Annotated in this window: 17 protein-coding genes; 4 read left to right on the forward strand and 13 right to left on the reverse strand. The window is 67.7% G+C overall.

The features are described 5' to 3' along the window. Positions 1 to 28: 28 nt before the first annotated feature. The 8 genes from iolD to ACSGC5_RS05030 form a co-directional block, all read right to left on the reverse strand. Positions 29 to 1,942: a 3D-(3,5/4)-trihydroxycyclohexane-1,2-dione acylhydrolase (decyclizing) gene (iolD, locus tag ACSGC5_RS04995; protein ID WP_434969522.1), complete on the reverse strand. Its 1,914-nt coding sequence runs from the start codon at positions 1,940 to 1,942 to the stop codon at positions 29 to 31. Continuing rightward, positions 1,942 to 2,862, reverse strand: coding sequence for a 5-deoxy-glucuronate isomerase (gene iolB / locus ACSGC5_RS05000; RefSeq protein ID WP_434969633.1), 921 nt, complete (start codon positions 2,860 to 2,862; stop codon positions 1,942 to 1,944). Before iolB ends, iolD begins: the two co-directional genes overlap by 1 nt. A gap of 65 nt (positions 2,863 to 2,927) precedes the next feature. Beyond that, a complete protein-coding gene (locus ACSGC5_RS05005; RefSeq protein WP_434969523.1) occupies positions 2,928 to 4,481 on the reverse strand; it encodes a CoA-acylating methylmalonate-semialdehyde dehydrogenase in 1,554 nt (517 codons plus the stop codon). 28 nt (positions 4,482 to 4,509) lie between these two features. Beyond that, positions 4,510 to 5,418 carry a Cgl0159 family (beta/alpha)8-fold protein gene (locus ACSGC5_RS05010; RefSeq protein ID WP_434969524.1) on the reverse strand — a complete coding sequence of 303 codons (909 nt, stop codon included), beginning with the start codon at positions 5,416 to 5,418 and terminating at the stop codon, positions 4,510 to 4,512. Then, on the reverse strand, positions 5,405 to 6,376 hold the full coding sequence (iolC, locus tag ACSGC5_RS05015; RefSeq protein ID WP_434969525.1) for a 5-dehydro-2-deoxygluconokinase: 972 nt from the start codon (positions 6,374 to 6,376) through the stop codon (positions 5,405 to 5,407). Before iolC ends, ACSGC5_RS05010 begins: the two co-directional genes overlap by 14 nt. 122 nt (positions 6,377 to 6,498) lie before the next feature. Next, complete coding sequence (locus ACSGC5_RS05020; protein ID WP_434969526.1) at positions 6,499 to 7,299, reverse strand: ATP-binding cassette domain-containing protein; 801 nt, start codon at positions 7,297 to 7,299, stop codon at positions 6,499 to 6,501. 1 nt (position 7,300) lies between these two features. Then, a complete protein-coding gene (locus tag ACSGC5_RS05025) occupies positions 7,301 to 8,401 on the reverse strand; it encodes an ABC transporter permease (RefSeq protein WP_434969527.1) in 1,101 nt (366 codons plus the stop codon). Positions 8,402 to 8,460: 59 nt separating this feature from the next. Beyond that, positions 8,461 to 9,522, reverse strand: a complete 1,062-nt coding sequence (locus ACSGC5_RS05030) for a substrate-binding domain-containing protein (protein ID WP_434969528.1) — start codon at positions 9,520 to 9,522, stop codon at positions 8,461 to 8,463. Positions 9,523 to 9,662: 140 nt separating this feature from the next. Here ACSGC5_RS05030 and ACSGC5_RS05035 point away from each other — a divergent pair, with 140 nt between their 5' ends. The 4 genes from ACSGC5_RS05035 (at position 9,663) to ACSGC5_RS05050 (ending at position 14,520) form a co-directional block, all read left to right on the forward strand. Continuing rightward, positions 9,663 to 11,069, forward strand: coding sequence for an MFS transporter (locus tag ACSGC5_RS05035; protein ID WP_434969529.1), 1,407 nt, complete (start codon positions 9,663 to 9,665; stop codon positions 11,067 to 11,069). A gap of 73 nt (positions 11,070 to 11,142) precedes the next feature. After that, positions 11,143 to 12,174, forward strand: a complete 1,032-nt coding sequence (locus ACSGC5_RS05040; protein WP_434969530.1) for a Gfo/Idh/MocA family oxidoreductase — start codon at positions 11,143 to 11,145, stop codon at positions 12,172 to 12,174. 127 nt (positions 12,175 to 12,301) lie between these two features. After that, on the forward strand, positions 12,302 to 13,486 hold the full coding sequence (locus ACSGC5_RS05045) for a Gfo/Idh/MocA family protein (protein ID WP_434969531.1): 1,185 nt from the start codon (positions 12,302 to 12,304) through the stop codon (positions 13,484 to 13,486). Positions 13,487 to 13,503: 17 nt separating this feature from the next. Further along, a complete protein-coding gene (locus tag ACSGC5_RS05050; RefSeq protein WP_434969532.1) occupies positions 13,504 to 14,520 on the forward strand; it encodes a sugar phosphate isomerase/epimerase family protein in 1,017 nt (338 codons plus the stop codon). Positions 14,521 to 14,546: 26 nt separating this feature from the next. Here ACSGC5_RS05050 and ACSGC5_RS05055 read toward each other — a convergent pair whose 3' ends face one another. Genes ACSGC5_RS05055 through ACSGC5_RS05075 form a run of 5 tightly spaced genes read right to left on the reverse strand, consistent with a single transcriptional unit; the run spans position 14,547 to position 18,973 of the window. After that, positions 14,547 to 15,263, reverse strand: a complete 717-nt coding sequence (locus ACSGC5_RS05055; RefSeq protein ID WP_434969634.1) for a DNA-3-methyladenine glycosylase — start codon at positions 15,261 to 15,263, stop codon at positions 14,547 to 14,549. Beyond that, on the reverse strand, positions 15,260 to 16,714 hold the full coding sequence (locus tag ACSGC5_RS05060) for an Ig-like domain-containing protein (protein ID WP_434969533.1): 1,455 nt from the start codon (positions 16,712 to 16,714) through the stop codon (positions 15,260 to 15,262). Before ACSGC5_RS05060 ends, ACSGC5_RS05055 begins: the two co-directional genes overlap by 4 nt. Next, on the reverse strand, positions 16,704 to 17,531 hold the full coding sequence (locus tag ACSGC5_RS05065; protein ID WP_434969535.1) for a TIGR03943 family putative permease subunit: 828 nt from the start codon (positions 17,529 to 17,531) through the stop codon (positions 16,704 to 16,706). Before ACSGC5_RS05065 ends, ACSGC5_RS05060 begins: the two co-directional genes overlap by 11 nt. Then, a complete protein-coding gene (locus tag ACSGC5_RS05070; RefSeq protein WP_434969537.1) occupies positions 17,524 to 18,630 on the reverse strand; it encodes a permease in 1,107 nt (368 codons plus the stop codon). The genes ACSGC5_RS05065 and ACSGC5_RS05070 overlap by 8 nt, the downstream gene beginning before the upstream one ends. Beyond that, positions 18,548 to 18,973 carry a Fur family transcriptional regulator gene (locus ACSGC5_RS05075; RefSeq protein WP_348681109.1) on the reverse strand — a complete coding sequence of 142 codons (426 nt, stop codon included), beginning with the start codon at positions 18,971 to 18,973 and terminating at the stop codon, positions 18,548 to 18,550. The genes ACSGC5_RS05070 and ACSGC5_RS05075 overlap by 83 nt, the downstream gene beginning before the upstream one ends. Positions 18,974 to 18,999 lie beyond the last annotated feature (26 nt).

Below are 18,999 nucleotides of genomic sequence, written 5' to 3' on the forward strand. Positions count from 1 at the left end.
GTGTCTCTCGTCTCTTTCGTTGAATCCGTCAGCCGAGGAGCGGCTTCTGGTGCGCCTGCTGCTCGAGGTACTCGGCGCGCGCCGACTGCGTGGCGGCCAGCGTCGAGACCTCGGGGACCGGAACGTCCCACCAGCCGGCGCCGTCGGGCGCGTAGATGAGGGGATCGCTGTTGATGTGGATGAAGGTCGACCGGTCGGATGCCTTCGCCGTCGCCATCGCGGCCGCGAGGTCGTCGATCGCCGACGGACCGGGCTCGATCTCGATGACATCGAGCCCGTAGCTACGCGCATTCATGGCGAGATCGACCGGGAGGATCTGGTCGCCCTGGAAATTGCGGGCAGTCTCGTCGTAGGTGCGGTACCAGGTTCCGAAGCGCTCCGACCCGACGGTCTCCGACAGATGACCGATCGAGGCGTATCCGTGGTTCTGAATGAGCACGACGATGAGCTTGATGCCCTCTGCGACGGCAGTGACCAGCTCGGTGCTGAGCATGAGATACGAGCCGTCTCCGACCATGACGATCACATCGCGGTCATCACCGTCGGCGAGCAGGCCGCGCTTGGCCCCCAGCCCGCCGGCGATCTCGTAGCCCATGCAGGAGTACGCGTATTCGACGTGGTATCCCAGCGGATCGCGCACACGCCAGAGCTTGTGCAGATCCCCCGGGAGAGATCCAGCGGCCTGGACGATGACATCTTCGGGAGCACTCGCCGCCTGCACGGCGCCGATGATCTCCGGCTGGCCCGGCAGCGCCAACCCCGAGGGGGCGAATGCGTCGTCGACGAGCGCATCCCACTGCGCCTTGTGCGCAGCGATGGTCTGTGCGTAGTCCGCGGAGACCTCGAAGCCTTCGAGTTCGATGATCAGCTCGGCGAGCGCTTCGCGGGCATCCGCGATCACCGGCAGCTGTGAGCCGTGCTTGTAGGCGTCGAAGGAGGCGACATTGATGTTCACGAAAACGACGTCCGGGTTCTGGAACGCGGTGCGCGATGCGGTCGTGAAGTCGCTGTACCGGGTCCCGATGCCGATGATGACGTCGGCTTCGGCCGCCAGCCTGTTGGCCGCGAGGGTGCCGGTCGCGCCGACACCGCCGAGGTACTGCGGGTGGTCCCAGTCGAGCACTCCGCCGCCGGCCTGCGAGGTGCCCACGGGAATCCCGGTCGACTCGACGAGCTCTCGCAGCTGGTCCTCGGCGCTCGAGTAGAGCACACCGCCGCCCGCGACGATGAAGGGCTTGCGCGCCGCTCTGATCGCCGCGACCGCGCGGGCGAGGGCCGCGCGCTCGGGCAGGGGGCGACGGATGTGCCATTCGCGGTCCTGCAGGAATTCCACGGGAACGTCCATGGCCTCGGCCTGGACGTCTTCGGGAAGGGCAATGGTCACGGCACCGGTCTCCGCCGGGTCGGTCAGAACGCGCATCGCGTTGAGGGCGATCGAGAAGAGCTGCTCCGGACGCTGCACCCGGTCGAAGAACTTCGAGAGGGGTCGGAACGCATCGTTCACGGTCAGACCGATGTCCCAGGGCTGCTCCAGCTGCTGGAGGACGGGGTCGGCGACGCGCGTTGCGAAGGTGTCGCTGGGCAACAGCAGCGCGGGAAGTCGGTTGGTCGTCGCCAGGGCCGCACCGGTGAGGAGGTTGGTCGCGCCGGGACCGACGGATGCGGCAGACGCGAAGGTTCCGCGACGTCGGTGCATACGGGCATAGCCGACGGACTGGTGGACCATGGCCTGCTCGTTGCGCGCCTGGTAGTAGGGCATGAGGTCGGGCTGCTCGACGTTGGCCTGCTTGAGCGCCTGGCCAATTCCCGCCACGTTCCCGTGGCCGAAGATTCCGAACATCCCCGGGATGGTCCGCTCGCGGATGTCACCGTCGACCGTCCATTGGTGGCCCAGGAACTCGACGAGCGCCTGGCTGACCGTCATCCGTCGTGTGGCACCCATCAGTGCTGCTCCTTCGAGTCGGTGGTGTAGGGAAGTCGGTCATCGACGTCCTGGGTCTCCCAGGTGTCCCGGACCCACGCGTGCGCGGGGTCGTCGCTGATGAGCCAGATCCGTTCCTCATCGGGCCCGGCCATCACATTGAGGTAGTAGAGGTCGTAGCCGGGGGCCGCAACGGCCGGCCCGTGGTAGCCGTAGGGGACGAGGGCGACATCGCCGGTTCGCACCATCGCATTGATGTCGATGTCACCCGCGGGTGAGGAGTACGTGCTGAACAGGCCGAAGGAGGCATCCGTGTCCGCCGTGATCGCGCTGCCGCGGGTCGGCGCCGTTTCGAAGTAGTAGATCTCCTCGAGGCGCGACTCGTGACCCGGGTCGTGTTCATCGTGCTTGTGCGGCGGATAGGACGACCAGTTGTCGGCGGGGGTGATGACTTCGCAGACGATCAGGCGCGCGGCATCCAGTGCCTGCGGGGTGCCGAAGTTGTGCACCTGCCGGCTCGATGCCCCGGCGCCGCGGAGCTCGACCGGGGTGTCGGATGCCGGGATGTAGCGCATGGGGCGGCGATCGGCGGTCGGCGAGGTCGCGATCGCCACGCGCCCCTGGCCCCGGAGGGATCCGCTCGTTCCTGCGCCGAGGTAGAGCACGTCGGTGGGGCCGTCGAAGACCGATGCGCGGCCCGCGAGGGTCGTCGTCGTCGAACCCTCGTCATCGCGGTGCGTGACCTCGAAAGACCCCGACAGCGGAACCACGATGCGCTCGACGTCGAGCTCGGTCAGCGCGAGCTCGACTCCATCCGCCAGCTCGGCCACACGCAACCCGGTGTGTGCCCACCCCGGGGTGGATCTGTCGACGACGCTCTCCCAGCCGTCGCGGGCAAGCTGTCCCCGCCGGTGGAACCAGCGCTGGTCGGTGGCGCTCATCATCGTGCCTTCTCGAAGAGGGACGCCGCAGCCCGGTCTGTCAGCGGGCCGCGGCGTCCGGTCGGTCAGTTGTTCTGCGGGAACCCGAGGTTGATGCCGCCGTGGGTCGCCGGGTCCAGCCAGCGGCTCGTGATCGCCTTCTCACGCGTGAAGAAGTCGAAACCATGCACGCCGTACGCCTTCGCGTCACCGAACAGGGATGCCTTCCACCCGCCGAACGAGTGGTAAGCCACGGGGACGGGGATCGGGACGTTGATGCCGATCATCCCCACCTGGACCTCGTTCTGGAACCGGCGTGCGGCGCCTCCGTCGTTCGTGAAGATCGCAGTTCCGTTGCCGAACGCGCCGGAGTTGATGAGTTCGACGCCTTCCTGGTAGCTCTCCACCCGGACGATCTCGAGCACGGGCCCGAAGATCTCCTCCTGGTAGGCACGCGAGGTCGTGGGGATCTTGTCGATCAGGGTCGGACCGAACCAGAAGCCGTCCTCGTGACCGTCGACCGTGAATCCGCGACCGTCGACGACGATCGTCGCGCCGTCGGCCTCGGCGATGTCGACATACGAGGAGACCTTGTCACGGTGCACTCCGGTGATGAGGGGACCCATGTCCGGCTCTCCGTTCGCGCCGCCGGCACCGTTGCCGATGCGCAGGCGCCCGATCCGCTCGGCGATCTTCTCGATGAGCTCATCGGCGATCGGCTCCACGGCGAGCACGACCGAGATCGCCATGCAGCGCTCACCGGCGGCGCCGTACCCGGCGTTGATGGCCTGGTCGGCGACGAGATCGAGGTCGGCATCCGGAAGCACGAGCATGTGGTTCTTCGCACCACCCAGAGCCTGCACCCGCTTGCCGTTGCGTGCGGCGGTCTCGTAGATGTACTGAGCGATCGGGGTCGAGCCGACGAACGAGATCGACTGCACCACCGGGCTGTTCAGGAGCCCGTCGACGGCGAGCTTGTCACCCTGCAGGACGGTGAAGACGCCGTCGGGGAGCCCGGCTTCCTTCCACAGCTGCGCAAGCCACAGCGATGCGGAGGGGTCCTTCTCGCTGGGCTTGACGACCACCGAGTTGCCGGCGGCGATCGCGATGGGGAAGAACCACATCGGCACCATCGCGGGGAAGTTGAACGGGGAGATGATCCCCACAACGCCCAGGGGCTGCTTGAGCGAGTAGACGTCGATGCCCGTGGAGGCGTTCTCGGAGTAGGCGCCCTTGATCAGGTGGGGGAAGCCCGTGGCGAGTTCGACGACTTCCTGACCGCGCAGGATCTCGCCCATCGCGTCCGAGAGCACCTTGCCGTGCTCCGCGGTGATGATGGCGGCCAGCTCGGTCTTGCGGGCGTTCAGCAGCTCACGGAAGGCGAACAGCACGGTCTGGCGCTTGGCGATCGAGTACGAGCTCCACAGCTCGAAACCGCGCTGCGCGGAGGCGATCGCCTCGTCGATCTCGGCCTGGTCGGCCAGCGCGACCCGCGCGCTCTCGCGGCCGGTCGCCGGGTTGAACACCGGGGCGGTGCGCCCGCTGCCCGATTCGCGGATTGCACCGTCGATCCAGTGCGAGAGCACGGGCAGTGTGCCCGCGGATGCGTCTGCAGCCGGGGCTTCCGTAACGTTGGTCATGATGATTCCTTCGCTTGTCGAGGTCTGATCAGTTGCCGTGGACCAGTGCGGCCGCGGCATCGACCGCGGCGGTCACGTCGCCATCGGCCGGGTAGAGCAAGGTGCGTCCGACGACGAGGCCGTGCACCCCCGGCAGGGCGAGGGCACGCGACCACGCGGCGAACGTCTCGTGAGGTTCGCTCCCATTGTCTCCGCCGAGGAGCAGGGTGGGGAGGGTGGCGGCTTCCATCACGCGCTCCATCTCCGCCACGACGGGGAGCTTGAGCCAGCTGTAGGCCGAAGTACCGCCCAGGCCGGACGCGATCGCCACCGAAGTGATGACCGCTTCGGTGGACAGGTCGTTGACGATCCGGTCCCCGTCCCACTCGCTCATGAACGGTTCGAGCATGATCGGCAGCTCGGCCCGTGCGGCTGCGGTGACCGCACGCGCGGTCTCTTCCAGCGTGTTGGCCGTTCCGGGGTCTTTCAGGTTGATGCGGACGAGGAGCTTCGCGGCATCCAACCCTGCGGCGCGCATCGAATCCACGTCGTACCCGGTGTACCGGTCGTCCATCTCGAAGACGGCCCCGCGCAGGCCGCCCCGGTTCATCGATCCGACCGCGACCTTGCCCTCGAGCAGCCCGAGGATCGCGAGGTCCTCGATGATGTCCGGGGTTCCGAGTACGCCGTCCACCCCGGGACGGGAGAGGGCGATGGCGAGGCGACGGAGCAGATCGTAGCGGTTGGCCATGGCCATGCCGTTGCGTCCCACCCCGAGCGCGCCGCGGGCGGGGTGATCGGCGGCGATGATGAACAGCCGCCCGTCGCCCGTGACGAGCCGACGGCGAGACCGCTCAGCCATCAGCATGGGGATCGCGGCCGGCTGCGAATGCCGAATGCTGCGGAGTCGATCAAGCGCCTCCGCGGGCAGCGTATCGAGGGTTTCAGAGAGCGACATGCGACACCTCCGCGAGGACTGCTTCGACTTCATCGGAGGTCGGCATGGCCGTGGAGCATTCGCGCCGGGTGGCGACGATCGCACCCGCGATGTTCGCGAAGCGGATCACGCGCTCCAGCGACCAGTCTTGGAGGAGGCCGTAGCAGAGCGCTCCACCGAAGCCGTCGCCGGCGCCGAGGCCGTTGACGACCTCGACGGGGTAGGGCTCAACCTCGACGCTCTCCGATCGGGTCTTGGCGAGCACACCACGCGGGCCCTGCTTGACGACAGCCAGCTCGACGCCTCGTTCGAGCAGCGCATCGGCTGCGCGGTGCGGGTCGGTCTCTCCGACGGCGACTTCGCACTCCTCACGGTTGCCCACGGCGACGGTCACCTTGCCGAGCGCTTTCTCGACTTCGCGCGTGGCTGCCTCGGCCGACGGCCAGAACATCGGGCGGAAGTCGAGATCGAGGATGGTCAGCGGCGCCCGGCCGCGCGCCGCCCAGGCGGTGTGGTGTGCCGTTCGGCTGGGATCCTTGGACAGGCCGGTCACCGTCGCCCAGAAGACCTTCGCCCGACTGATCGCGTCGAGGTCGAGGTTGTCGTTGGTGAGCACGAGGTCCGGCGCGATCGGCGTCCGGTAGAAGTAGAGCGGAAAGTTGTCGGGCGGGAAGATCTCGCAGAACGTCACCGGAGTGTTGAGGTCGGGCACTGTGGCCACGAACCGGTCATCCACCCCGAGCCGCGTGAGCTCACGGTGTGCGAAGCGTCCGAACGGGTCATCGCCGGTGGCCGTGATCACCGCCGTTCGCAGCCCGTGGCGGGCCGCGGCGATCGCGACGTTGGTCGCGCTGCCACCGAGGTACTTGCCGAACGTCTCGACATCCTCGAGTCCCACTCCGTCTTGAAGAGGGTAGACATCGATACCGATCCGGCCGATCGTCACGACGTCGAAGCGGCTATCGGGCGTCGTCGCCATTGCTCGCTCTTCTCTCTCTCTGAAGGACTTTGTCCTGTCATACGAACATTATAGGGGAAGGTGCGGCGAAAGAGAAGAGGGGCGGGATCGCATCAGCGCGTCCCCACCCCCCTTTCAACCACTTATCTCGTGCGGATGGGGCCGGTCAGCTCGGCCAGCTCCGCCTCGAGTTCGGCCATGGCCTCGCCACCGGCCATGAGGTCGGTGATCTGCTCACGCGTGCGTTCGCCCTTTCGGAAGTCGTCGGCCTTCTTCCCGTGGATGAGCACGGCGAAGCGGTCCCCGACGGCCATCGCGTGAGTGACGTTGTGCGTGACGAAAACGACCGCGATGCCCTGTGCCCGCGCGTGCATGATCAGGCGCAGCACGTGGGTGGACTGCTTGACGCCGAGAGCCGAGGTCGGCTCGTCGAGGATCAGGACGCGAGCACCGAAATACACGGCGCGGGCGATGGCCAGCGACTGGCGCTCACCACCCGAGAGGCTCCCCGCGAGTCGGTTGCCATCGGTGACCCGGGTGATGCCGAGCTTCTGCAGCTCAGCGACGGAAACCTCGTTCGCCGTCTTCTTGTCGAAGCGGCGGAAGGGCCAGAAGCCCTTCGTGGGCTCGCGGCCGACGAAGAAGTTCCGAGAAACCGACATCAGCGGAAATGTGCCGCCGTACTGGTGGACCGTCGCGACGCCGAGCGCGCTGGCGTCCTTCGGGCTGTTGAAGGTCGTCACCGCGCCATCGACCGCGACAGTTCCCGACGAAGGCTTGTGGACCCCCGAGAGGACCTTGATGAGGGTCGACTTGCCGGCGCCGTTGTCGCCCAGGAGGCAAAGCACCTCACCGGGATTCACTTCCAGCGAGATCCCCGCGAGCGCGGTGTTGGTGCCGAAGCTCTTGGTGACTTGACTGAGTTGCAGAATCGGAGCGGACACGTCACTTCCCCTTCTTCGTAGATGGCTTACTTGCTCCACCGGTGAGAGCGAGCTTTCTGAACGTGTTGTTCATGAGAACCGCGGCCAGCAGCAGGATGCCGAGGATGAGTGCGGCCCAGTCCGAGTTCCAGCCGGTGTAGTAGATGCCCTGGTTGACGATTGCGAAGGTCAGCGTTCCGAGGATCACGCCGATGACCGAACCGTATCCGCCGGTCAGGAGCACACCACCGACGACGACCGCGATCACCGAGTTGAACACGAACGACTGGCCGACGCCCGTCTGCGCACCGTTGTACAGGGATGTCTGGATGATCCCGACCAGGCTCGCACCAACCGAGGTGCTGATGAACAGACCGATCTTGACCTTATTGACGGGGATTCCCGATGCACGCGCACTCTGGGTGTCACCGCCGGTGGCGAAGATCCAGTTTCCGTACTTCGTCATCTGAAGGATCCACGCGACAACCAACGCGATCACGATGGCCCAGATGATTGCCACCTCGAACTGACCACCGATGAGCGCGCCGAAAACCGCCTTGAAGAAGGGATCGACATCCAGAGGGATGCTCGTGCTGCCGGTCAGGAGGCGCGCAATGCCCAGCGTGAGGCCGGCCAGAGCGAACTGCATGGCGAGCGTCACGATGAAAGAGGGGACGTTCGTCCGGGTGACGATGTACCCGTTCACGAAGCCGACGAGCACGCCGAGCGCGAGTGCGGCGATGACGCCGACCCACATCGGGGCGCCGCCGGCACCCGAAACGAGCGCCAACGTCACGGAGCTTCCGGCGACGACGGATCCGACGGACAGGTCGAACTCGCCGGAGATCATCAGCAGGCCGACGGGGAGCGCGATGATCGCCAGCTCCGCCGCGATGTTGAGCCAGCTCGCGGTTCCACCCAGGCTGAGGAACTGCGCACCACCGAAGATCGCGAAGAAGACGAAGACGAGCGCGGTTCCGACGAAAGCACCGGTTTCCGGGCGATGCGTCAGGGACCGCCAGCTGAAGGTGCTCCGGTGGACAGCGACGGGCTGGCTGGGGACGGTCCCGGTCGGGGGCCGGGTGATGGTTCCCGAGTCGTCGGGATTCACGCGAGTGGTCATCGTTCGTTCCTCTTCAGTGAGTGAACGGTGGGTGCCGGCGTACCGGCACCCACCTGGGTTCAGCGGACTCCGAGTTCGACGCCCTTGAGCACGACGTCGATGTTGTCCTGGGTGATCAGTGCCGGCCCGGTGAGCAGCGGGCTGACGGGGAGGTAGATCCCGTACGCGGCCTGCTGGAATGCGGCAGAGGTCGCGTAGTAGCCCTGTGCGTAGGGCTGCTGGTCAATCGCGAAGGCCTGTGTGCCCTCCGCGATCCTGTCCAGGCTCGCTTCCGACACGTCGAAGGTGCCGAGAAGGACGGTCTCGGTGGCGCCGGCCTGCTCGATGGCGAGGGCTGCGCTGTCAGCGTCAGTCGTGCCGATCGTGATCACGGCGTCGATCGTCGGGTCGCTCAGGAGCGCACCCTTGATCGCCTGCGTGACGGCAGACGGGTCGCCGAACTGGGAGTCAGGCAGGTTCAGCGCCGAAGCGGCTGCACCCTTGGCAGTCGCGCCTTCGATGACACCGGCACAGCGGGCCTCGGAGTTCACCTTGCCGGGCAGAGTGTTGACACACAGCACGTTCTTCGCGCCGTCCTCAGCGAAGGCTTCGCCGCCGGCGACTCCAGCGACCGAGTCGTCAGAACCGATGTAGATTCCGGCACCGACATCGTCGATCGTGCCCTGCCCGGAGTTGTAGATGATGACCGGGATGCCCGCGTCGGAGATGGCCTTGATGTTCTCGTTCTGGGCGTCGGGGGACCAGTTCGGGATGACGACGGCGCTGGGCTCCATCGACTTCATCGTTGCCACCAGCTTCGCCGCGTCGGCGTCGAAGTTGTCGTAGTTCGGCATGGAGACGAACTCGACGGTTCCACCGCCGAACTCGACCGCTGCAGCAGCGGCTTCTGCTCCACGCTTCACCGTGGACCAGAACGGGTCATCCGGTGCGCCGCCCATGACGACGACCTTGACACCGTTCGAGGCCCCGCCACCGTCGGCGTTGGTCTCGGTGGGCGACGGAGTGCCGCCTCCGGTGCAGCCTGCGAGGCCGAGCCCCACGACAGCGATGACCGCCACAACGGCGCCAATACGAGCGCGCTTCGGGCGAGGCGCGAAAGAATCGAGCAGCGAGGACTTCATCCCGCGACTCCCTTCATTGTTGAGCCGCGAACGTCGCGGCGGATCGGCTTTGATCACCGTCATCGTGCAGTATGTCAATACATACGGACAACCGCTTGTCTGTTCCGTTACCTTATCGTTACGTTTCAGAAGGAGTGACCGTGAGCACGCCGACCCGGTTTTCCCGCGGTCTGGCGCTGCTCGCAGCCGGGGCGTTCTTCATGGAGAGCCTCGATGCCACGATCCTTCAAACGGCCTTGCCCGCCATCGCATCCGAGTTCGGCGTCACTGCCGTCGGAGCGAGTGTGACGATCGTCGCATATCTCCTGGTGGTCGCAATAGCCCTGCCGGCGACCGGCTGGTTGGGAGACAGACTCGGCATCCGGCTGGTGTTCCTCCTTGCGGTCGCGATCTTCACGATCGGCTCGCTCGGGTGTGCACTGTCGGGGGACCTCATCACCCTGACCGCGTGGCGCATCGTCCAGGGCTTCGGCGGCGCGCTTATGATCCCGGTCGGCCGCACCGCGGTGCTGCGAACGGCACGCCCCGCCGAACTGCTCGAAGCGGTCGCCTACCTGACCTGGCCCGGCCTGATCGCTCCCGTGATCGCCCCGGCGGTCGGCGGGATCCTGACCGATACGGTCGGGTGGCGCTGGATCTTCCTGCTGAACATCCCGCTCGGCGTCGCGGCGATCCTCATCGGCCTGAAGGTCGTGCCGCGCAGTACGGATGATGCTTCCCGCACGCGCTTCGACTGGTGGGGATTCGCCTGGATCGGCGCCGCTCTCGTGCTGATCACCCTCGGCGCCGAGGGCATCGCCACCCGGGCGGCCCCGCTCGGCGTCGCGCTCGCTGCCCTCGCCATCGGCATCACGGTCGGGGCCTACGCGGTCCGCTCGACCGCGGCGCGTGCGGGCGCCCTGCTGGATTGGACGCTCATGAGGTCGGCGACCTTCCGGGTGGCCAACCTCAGCGGGGCGGTCTACCGGATGACGATCACGGCCGTTCCCCTCATCGTCACCCTGCAATACCAGATCGCCTTCGGTTGGGAGGCCTGGGCGGCCGGATTGGCCGTCGCCGCGATCTTCGCCGGGAACGTGGGGATCAAGCCCTTCACGACGCGGCTCATCCGGCGATGGGGCTTCCGGCGCCTGCTCACGTGGTCCGTGGCACTGGGCGCCCTCGCGCTGATCGGTCTGGCGGGCGTCGACGCGGGAACCTCCATCGTCGTGATCGTCATCCTTCTGACGATGAGCGGGGTGTTCCGCTCGTCGGGTTTTACCGCGTACGCCACCATCCAGTTCACCGACGTGCCACCCGAGCGCCTGGCCGCGGCCAACACTCTCTCATCCACCCTGCAGCAGGTGGCGACGGTGCTCGGAGTCGCCTGGGCCGCGCTGCTGGTCCACGGCGGCGCCGTTGCCGCAGCCGCCCTCGGCGTCGACGACGTCTGGGCCTACCGTCTTGCGCTCGCGGCGACCGCGGCCTTGCTGCTCGTTCCGCTGTGGGGAGCGTGGCGGCTCCCCCGGGACGCCGGCCACGCCGCGATCGGACCCCGTCAGGGTTGACCGCGGGCAATTGTTCTGTCAATCTCGCTACTCGTTCTGATGATCCGGCACACCCCTCCTCGGAAGGACCCCCATGGCGATCCGCATCGGCCTCGTCGGCTACGGCGTCGGCGGGCGACTGTTCCACGCTCCCTACCTGCAGGCATCCGACCAGTGCGAGCTCGTCGGCGTGGTCGCGCGCTCCTCCGAACGGATCGCGCAAGTCCACGAGGATCTGCCCGATGTGCCGGTCTTCTCATCACTCGAAGACCTGGCCCACGCGGGCGCGGAGGCCGTCGTGATCTCGACTCCCCCGACCACTCGCCAGGCACTCGTGCTCGAGGCTCTCGGCCTGGGGATGCACGTCGTCGCCGACAAACCGTTCGCCCCCAGCGCCGCCGCAGCGCGCGAACTGGCCGACGCGGCGGATGCCGCCGGGCTGCTTCTGAACGTCTTCCACAACCGGCGACTCGACGCCGACATCGTCACGGCGAGGGGTGTCCTCGACTCCGGCGTCCTCGGCGAGCTCCGCCGCCTGGATCTCCGCTGCGACCAAGACGATCCGAGCACTCTCGAAGCGGGAGAAGGGGGAGGGCTACTCCGGGATCTCGGCAGCCACGTGGTCGATCAGGCTCTCTACCTGTGCGGTCCGGCCCGTCGGGTTCACGCAATCCTCGATGTCGTCGAGTTGCCGGCGGGCGTCACCGACTGCGGGTTCGCCGTCACGATCGAGCACGCGAACGGATGCCACTCGCACATCTCGTCCTCCAAGCTCGACCGCCTCGCCTCTCGTGAGATCCGACTGCATGGCACCGAGGGCTCGTACGTCTCGGATTACACCGACGTGCAGGTCGACGCCGTTCTGGCCGGAGAGCGACCTGCGGGCTCTCGGGACACCTGGGGGTACGAGTCCCCGGCACGCTGGGGCGCCCTGCGCACGGGTGCGGGTGAGACGCGCGTCCCATCCGCGCAAGGTGACTACACGGCGTACTACGACGCGTTCGCGGCCGCGGTCCTCGCCGGAGGACACGGACCCGTTCCCGCGGATGAGGGCATCGCGGTGCTCGCGGTCCTGGATGCCGCGCGCGAAAGCGCCGCGCGGGGATCCGTCGTCGACCTTCTCTGACGAAATGTCTCAAAAACACCTTTGACAGGACATTCGGTCAATCCTATAGTCGTTGTGGAGCGCCCCACTCGGGGCCTTCTCACCGCACCGGCGCCGTGAGGACGCCGGTTGACCTGTTGGAGAACCCATGAGCATCGGCGTCGCCGTCATCGGTGCCGGAATGGCTGGGAAGGCTCACGCCGCCGCCTACCGTACCGCCCCCACGCTGTACGACAGCATCCTTCCCCCCGTCCGCCTCGTCTCGATCGCCGACGTCTACGCACCGCTGGCCGAGTCGACGGCAGCCCGGTTCGGCTACGAGCGGTTCGACACGTCGTGGGAGGCGATCGTCGAGGCAGATGACATCGACGTCGTGTCGGTGGTGGTCGCCAACCGTCTCCACCGCGAGATCGTCGAGGCGTTGCTGGCCGCCGGCAAGCACGTGCTGTGCGAGAAGCCCCTGTCGGACACGATCGATGATGCACGCGCGATGGTGGCGGCAGCAGACAGCGCTTCGACGATCGGGCGGATCGGCCTCACCTTCCGTCGTTCGCCGGGCATCGCGTCCATCCGCCGCCTCGTGCAGTCGGGACGTCTGGGCCGCCCGCTGAACATCAGCGCCAGCTACTGGGCCGACTACGGCTGCGACCCCGAGGGCCCGATCAGCTGGCGCTACAAGGGTCCGAACGGGTCCGGCGCGCTCGCCGACATCGGCAGCCACCTCTCCTACTTGACGGAGTTCGCCGTCGGCGCCGACATCACGTCCGTGCGCGGCGGAACGCTCAGCACGGTGTTCCCGACGCGACCGAAGCCGCTCGGCACGGTCGTCGGCCACGAAGGCGGCGCCGTCAGCGAGGAGCGCGACACCGTTGAGAACGACGATGTCGCGACGTTCTCGGCGCAGTACGAGAACGGCGCCACCGGGAACCTCCAGGTCTCGCGCGTTGCGGCCGGTCACCCGAACTCGCTGAGCTTCGAGATCTTCTGCGAGAAGGGCGCGGCGCGGTTCGACTTCCGCAATCCCGGCCAGATCGAGATCTTCACGCCCGACGAGGACCCGGGAACCTCGGGCTACCGCACCGTCGTCCTCGGCCCCGCGCACCCGTACTGGCGCGGCGGTCTGCCCATGGATGCTCCGGGTGTCGGCGTCGGCCAGAACGACGGATTCGTCTTCCAGGCCCGAGCCTTCCTCGAAGAGGTCGCCGGGATCCCCGAGTCGGAGTCGCTGCCGCGCAACGCGGACTTCGCCGACGGACTTCGCAACATGCTCCTGCTCGACGCCGTCGCGCAGTCCGCGGCCCAGGGCGGCGCAACCGTCCCGGTCGGAAACTGAGAAAGGACATACGCACCATGCGACTCGGCGTCTACAACGCGATCTTGCACGACCGCTCGCTTCCCGAAGCGATCAAGGTCGTCGCCGATCTGGGGCTGACCGGCCTCGAGATCAACACCGGCGGGTTCCTCCCCGCCACCCACGTTCCCACGATGGACGACATCCTCGTCAGCGATGCTGCCCGCGATGATTTCCTCGGACTGTTCGAGGGAACCGGCGTCGGCATCGCCGGCCTGAACTGCAACGGCAACCCGCTGCATCCGAACCCCGTCATCGGCGACAAGCACAGCGAGGACGTACGCCGCGCCATCCGTCTCGCGAATCGCCTCGGCCAGCACCGCGTCGTGACGATGTCGGGCCTTCCCGGTGGGGAGCCCGGCGCGACGCGTCCGAACTGGATCGTCAACGCCTGGAACTCCGCCGCGCTGGAGGTGCTCGACTACCAGTGGCAGATCGCCGCCGACTTCTGGCGCGAGACCGACCGCCTGGCCGCCGACCACGATGTGAAGGTGGCACTCGAGCTGCACCCCCAGAACATCGTGTTCAACTCGGCTGACGTGTTCAAGCTCGTCGAACTGACCGGGGCGACCCACGTCGGCGTCGAGCTCGACGCCTCGCACCTGTTCTGGCAGCAGATGGATCCGGTCGCCGTCGTGCGCCACCTCGGACCGCTCGTCTTCCAGGCAGCCGCGAAGGACGTGCGGATCAACACCGAGAACGCCGCGCTCTACGGTGTGCTCGACAACAGCTTCCGCAAGCTGTCGCCCGAGGAGCCGCGCGTCAACCTCGGTGGCGACGAGTGGGCCAACGAGTGGCCGAAGAACTCCGCGTGGGACTTCGTCGCTCTCGGAAAGGGTCACGACGTCGCGTTCTGGACCGAGTTCCTCCGTGCGCTGCACGAGGTCGACCCCGACATCTACGTCAACATCGAGCACGAAGACACCGAGCTCGGCCGCATCGAGGGACTCGAGGTGGCCGCGGGAATCCTCAAGGCCGCGGATGCCGCACTCGAGGAGTCGCTGCAGGCCAGCTGATCTCGTCCCTGACGCGCCCCGGAAGCTCACGCCTCCGGGGCGCGTTCGGCTGTACGGGTGCCGAAAGCCTCAGGTCCAGCACCCCGGCCCCAGCGGAACGCCGAGACCGTGGGATCTCCCGGGATCCAGAACCGCCAGGGGTAGGCATCCGTGCCCGCGATTCCGGCGACCCCGACCCGCGGCCCGGTCGCCAAGGGCGCCAGTGGCTCCTCGCGCATGAGCAGCCGCGCGACGGCCCCGGCACGACCCATGCCTGCGACGGCATCGATGCCGTCGTGCTCCGCATGACGCAGCCCGACAGCCTGACCGAGACGGCCGGGTCCGCGTGCGAGGTCCCGCGCGGGTCCCGGTTCCCTTGCCCCGAACCGGCGTCGCGTCGCGACCTCAGCACCCTCGACGATCTCGCCAGCCCGCAGCAGCACCCCACCGGCGACGCCCGCCGGTGCACACACGACGTTGACGCACGAATGGATGCCGTGACTGAGATACACGTACAGGTGACCCGGCGCCCCCCACATCGTTGCGTTCCGGGCGCTGCGACCCGACCGCGCGTGGGATCCGGGATCGGGAACCTCCCCTGTTCCAGCGCCGTGGTAGGCCTCGACCTCGGTGAGACGGGCAACAACGCGCTCCCCGCCGAGCTCGACGACCAGATGCGCACCGAGCAGTGTCGGCGCGACCTCCACCGGTAGGCCGGATAGGTCCGCGCGCGTCGCCGGACGCAGTCCGTCGCGGTTCTTCACCGCCACGACACCGACTGGCGGCACCACGAAATCGACGAGCCAGCCAGCGCGACGAGTTCGCGGGCTTGGGAACCATCGCCCCGCGGAAGTTCGACGATGTGGGTCTCTACCGTGGCGGGCAGGGGCAGCTGGTAGGTGTCGTACGGGTTGGATGCCAGGTCGGGCGCCACGAGCATCGCCGCGTACTGTCCGCTTGGCGACACGCAGGTCTGCAGAACCGCGTCAGTATCGGGTGCCGAGAACACCTCCGTCGACGTCCCGGCGTCATCGACGAGGACGACGGATGTCGCGCCGGTCGGCAGGCCGGTGTCGGCAATCGGGAAGGTCGTGCGGAGGGTGCCGCCGCGCGGGAGCGGCATCACGCTGCCGATCACCGCGGGATCGGCGCCGACATCCAAGGGAGTCTCCTCACCGGTGAGCAGGTCGAGGACGACGAGCCCGTCGATCCGTTCGACGATCGCCTCGGCGGTTCCCGGGGCAATGCCATCGATCGCGAGCGCCAGCCCGAGAGCTGTCGGGGCCGATCCGTCGGGCGCCGTCAGCAGCAGCGTGCCATCGAACGCGACCAGCAACACACTGTCGGTATCGGGGACGAACGACCACTGTGCGACCCGCTCGTCAGCCCCCGCGACGACGACCTTCGTGGGGTCGGCGGTCGGTGTGCCAAGGGATGCCGTGTACAGCGCCGATTCGTCGCCGCTACCCGTCCCCACCGTCGACGACGTGAACAGGTACCCGATTCGCTCCCCCCGGTCGGCGATCTGCAGGTCAGCGATGTATCCCGTGCCCGGCAGGGTCAGCTCGACCGGGTTCTGCCCGTCGAGGTCGGTCATGATGAGCGCGCTTTCGCCGTCCTCGTCAACGAGCACGACCAGGTGGTCGCGGGTCGCGCGATAGTCCTCGATGTGCGGGTGAGCGAACACCGCGACGGCGGCCTCGCCGGTGAGGTCGGTGCGGAAGATGGTGTCGCCATCGACCGTGCCCCGCTGCAACAGGAACACCTCGCTCGGAGGCGTGGTGAACGTCTCGGTGATCGTGGATGACGGCCCCCCCGACACTCCGGTCACCCCGTCGATCGTGACGGTGTACTCGGTGTCGGCATCCAGCGGCACCGTGAAGCGCACCCCGATGCTGCGACCCGAGGTGTCGATGTCGAACGGTGTTGCGGGGGTCACCGTGACAGAGGTCGGGTCGACGTCGGCGAGCGACTGCGAGGTCGTCACGATGAGCCGGGACCCGGATGCCGCGATGGCAGCTGACGGGTCGACCTGCACCGCGGTCACTCGCGGCCCCATGAGAACGGTGGCCGCGGCTCCGAGCGCGCCGACGAGCCCGATGGCCGCAGCGACCCCGACGAAGCCGAGGACGAATCCCCGCAGTCGTCGACGGGCAGCTCGCTGTCGGCGCGACGGCGCAGCCGAGTCGCGCCGACGGCCCGCGTCAGTACTCATACGGGTCCTCGGGCTCGGGTACGGTCTCGACCGAGTCGGCAGCGATGTGCAGCCGCCCGTCGGAGTCCGAGCGCACCGTGCCCGTCACGGTAGCCCACTCGCCCTCGGGCGCTGCCGTGCCGCCCCACGCGATCGGCACCGCGGCCAGTTGCGCGTCGATGACGCAGTGGGTGATGACGAACCGCGACAGCAGGAAGCCGGCCCCGGCATCGCCCGGGGAGACGAAACCGGTCAGAGTGACGGCGTCGCCGTCGAAGGATGCCGGGTCTGTCGCCGTCGCGAACACCGTCGCCCACTCGCCCACCCCGAAGGTCGCCGTATCGCCCGTGGAAGCCAGGGTGACGACATCCCGGCCGCCGAACAGCACCGGCGTGGTCGAGGCGCTCGTCGAGGCGAATTGCGGCGACAGCGACGAGGGTGGCAGGGCGAGCGCGCCGACCACGACGGCACTCGCAAGCACTCCGGCGACGACCGTGCCGGCGAGGGCAACCGGATGCCGGGTGTGGCCGCGCGCAGGGGCGGCGTCGTGGTCATGATCATCGGCCGCACCGTGGCCGCTCTCGGCATCCGTGTGCCGCGCGGGAGCGGCGTCGCCATGGTCGTGTCCGTGGTCGTCTTCGGCGCCCAGCGGAAGCGCGAAGGACGCGATGGCGCCAATCAGAACGATGACCGACATACCCACCGCGAACCACGCCGACTCAGGGTTGATGTAGAGCGACAGTCGCCCCGTCACCGCAAGCCCGATAGTGAGGACGGCGAGGGCTGAGGCGAGCCCTACACCGAGCCAGCGTGTTCCGAGGGAGCTGAGCCTAGGCAAGAAGGTTCACCACCGTCCCCATCGCGAAGGCAGACAGCACGACGACCACGACGATCCCGACGAGGGTGCGGGTCGTGAAGGTCGTGCGCAGCAGGGCGAGCATCTTCACATCCACCAGCGGGCCGACAAGAAGGAACGCCACGATCGAGCCGGGGGTGAAGGTCGAGGCGAACGACAGCGCGAAGAACGAGTCGACGTTGGAGCAGATCGAGACGACCATTGCGAGCGCGATCATGGCGACGATCGACAGTGCCGGATTCGATCCGATCGCCAACAGCACGTCCCGCGGGATCAGCACTTGAACGGCTCCGGCGATGGCGGATCCGATGATAAGCGCGGGCATGACGGCGCGCAGCTCGACGACCAATTGGGCAAGGCTCCGGCGCCCCTTGCCGCCGGGCTCATGAGTCACGAGCTCGCACGTGTCGCGGAACCGGTCGGTCAGCAGCGCGTCGGGGCTCGGATGCCGGCTGTACAGCCAGCCGAGGAGGTTTGCGATCAGGAAGCCGCCCACCAGGCGCGCCACCAGGATGCCGTCGCTGAACCCGAACGCCTGGTGCGTCGTGATGATCACGATGGGGTTCACGATGGGTGCCGCGATGAGGAAGGTGAGGGTCTCGGGCACCGTGAACCCGCGCATCAGCAGGCCACGGGCGAACGGGACGTTGCCGCACTCGCACACGGGAATGAACATTCCGAGCAGGGACAGCACGCCGCGTCGCAGCCACGGGGTGCGTGGCATCCATCGCTCGAGCACTCCTGGCGGGATCCACACCTGCACGACGATCGACAGCACCACACCGAGCACCACGAACGGGAGCGACTCGATGAGAACGCTGATCGCGAGGGTCAGCCCATCCTGGGCGCGAGTCGATAGCGGTGAGGCGAACAGTGAGGGCGCGAGGGCATCAATCGCGACAAGAAGCGCGATGAAGAGGATGCCGATTCCGACGCCGACTCCCGCCCGTACTCCCGGGCTCGCACCCTCGGAGCGGACGCCTTCGGTCGCCGGAGCGTCAGCGCGCACGGTTCCCGTCGCCGGATGCCGCGCGGGCGCGCGCCGTGCACTCGGGGCAGCGCCCGAAGATGTCGACGACATGCTCGGCATCCGTGTAGCCGTGCTGCTGCGCAACCGACCGGGCCCACTGCTCGACGGGGGTCGCTGCGATCTCCACGGTCGCGCCGCAGGACCGACAGATCAGGTGATGGTGGTGCCCCGAGGTCTCGCACGCACGGTAGAGGCTTTCGCCGTCGGGTCCGTGCAGCGTGTCGGCCGCGCCCTCATCGGCGAGACTTGCCAGGGCGCGGTAGACCGTCGCGAGGCCGATCCCCGTGTCTTCATCACGAAGAACGGCGTGAAGTGACTGGGCACTGATGAACCCGGGGGCATCGCCCAGCGCCGCGCGCACGCGTTCGCGTTGCCAGGTATTGCGTTGCGCCATGGCCGGGAGTCTATCGAGCCGTGTTC

The organism is Microbacterium sp. bgisy207 (assembly GCF_965345035.1).
Classification (GTDB): domain Bacteria; phylum Actinomycetota; class Actinomycetes; order Actinomycetales; family Microbacteriaceae; genus Microbacterium.

Excerpts from the sequence above, each read along its gene's own strand:
- ACSGC5_RS05075 (WP_348681109.1), bottom strand. The coding sequence starts at position 18,973 with ATGGCGCAACGCAATACCTGGCAACGCGAACGCGTGCGCGCGGCGCTG.
- ACSGC5_RS05050 (WP_434969532.1), top strand. The coding sequence starts at position 13,504 with ATGCGACTCGGCGTCTACAACGCGATCTTGCACGACCGCTCGCTTCCC.
- ACSGC5_RS05030 (WP_434969528.1), bottom strand. The coding sequence starts at position 9,522 with ATGAAGTCCTCGCTGCTCGATTCTTTCGCGCCTCGCCCGAAGCGCGCT.
- ACSGC5_RS05010 (WP_434969524.1), bottom strand. The coding sequence starts at position 5,418 with ATGTCGCTCTCTGAAACCCTCGATACGCTGCCCGCGGAGGCGCTTGAT.
- iolC (WP_434969525.1), bottom strand. The coding sequence starts at position 6,376 with ATGGCGACGACGCCCGATAGCCGCTTCGACGTCGTGACGATCGGCCGG.
- iolB (WP_434969633.1), bottom strand. The coding sequence starts at position 2,862 with ATGAGCGCCACCGACCAGCGCTGGTTCCACCGGCGGGGACAGCTTGCC.
- ACSGC5_RS05040 (WP_434969530.1), top strand. The coding sequence starts at position 11,143 with ATGGCGATCCGCATCGGCCTCGTCGGCTACGGCGTCGGCGGGCGACTG.
- ACSGC5_RS05045 (WP_434969531.1), top strand. The coding sequence starts at position 12,302 with ATGAGCATCGGCGTCGCCGTCATCGGTGCCGGAATGGCTGGGAAGGCT.
- ACSGC5_RS05060 (WP_434969533.1), bottom strand. The coding sequence starts at position 16,714 with ATGAGTACTGACGCGGGCCGTCGGCGCGACTCGGCTGCGCCGTCGCGC.
- ACSGC5_RS05070 (WP_434969537.1), bottom strand. The coding sequence starts at position 18,630 with ATGTCGTCGACATCTTCGGGCGCTGCCCCGAGTGCACGGCGCGCGCCC.
- iolD (WP_434969522.1), bottom strand. The coding sequence starts at position 1,942 with ATGGGTGCCACACGACGGATGACGGTCAGCCAGGCGCTCGTCGAGTTC.
- ACSGC5_RS05025 (WP_434969527.1), bottom strand. The coding sequence starts at position 8,401 with ATGACCACTCGCGTGAATCCCGACGACTCGGGAACCATCACCCGGCCC.
- ACSGC5_RS05005 (WP_434969523.1), bottom strand. The coding sequence starts at position 4,481 with ATGACCAACGTTACGGAAGCCCCGGCTGCAGACGCATCCGCGGGCACA.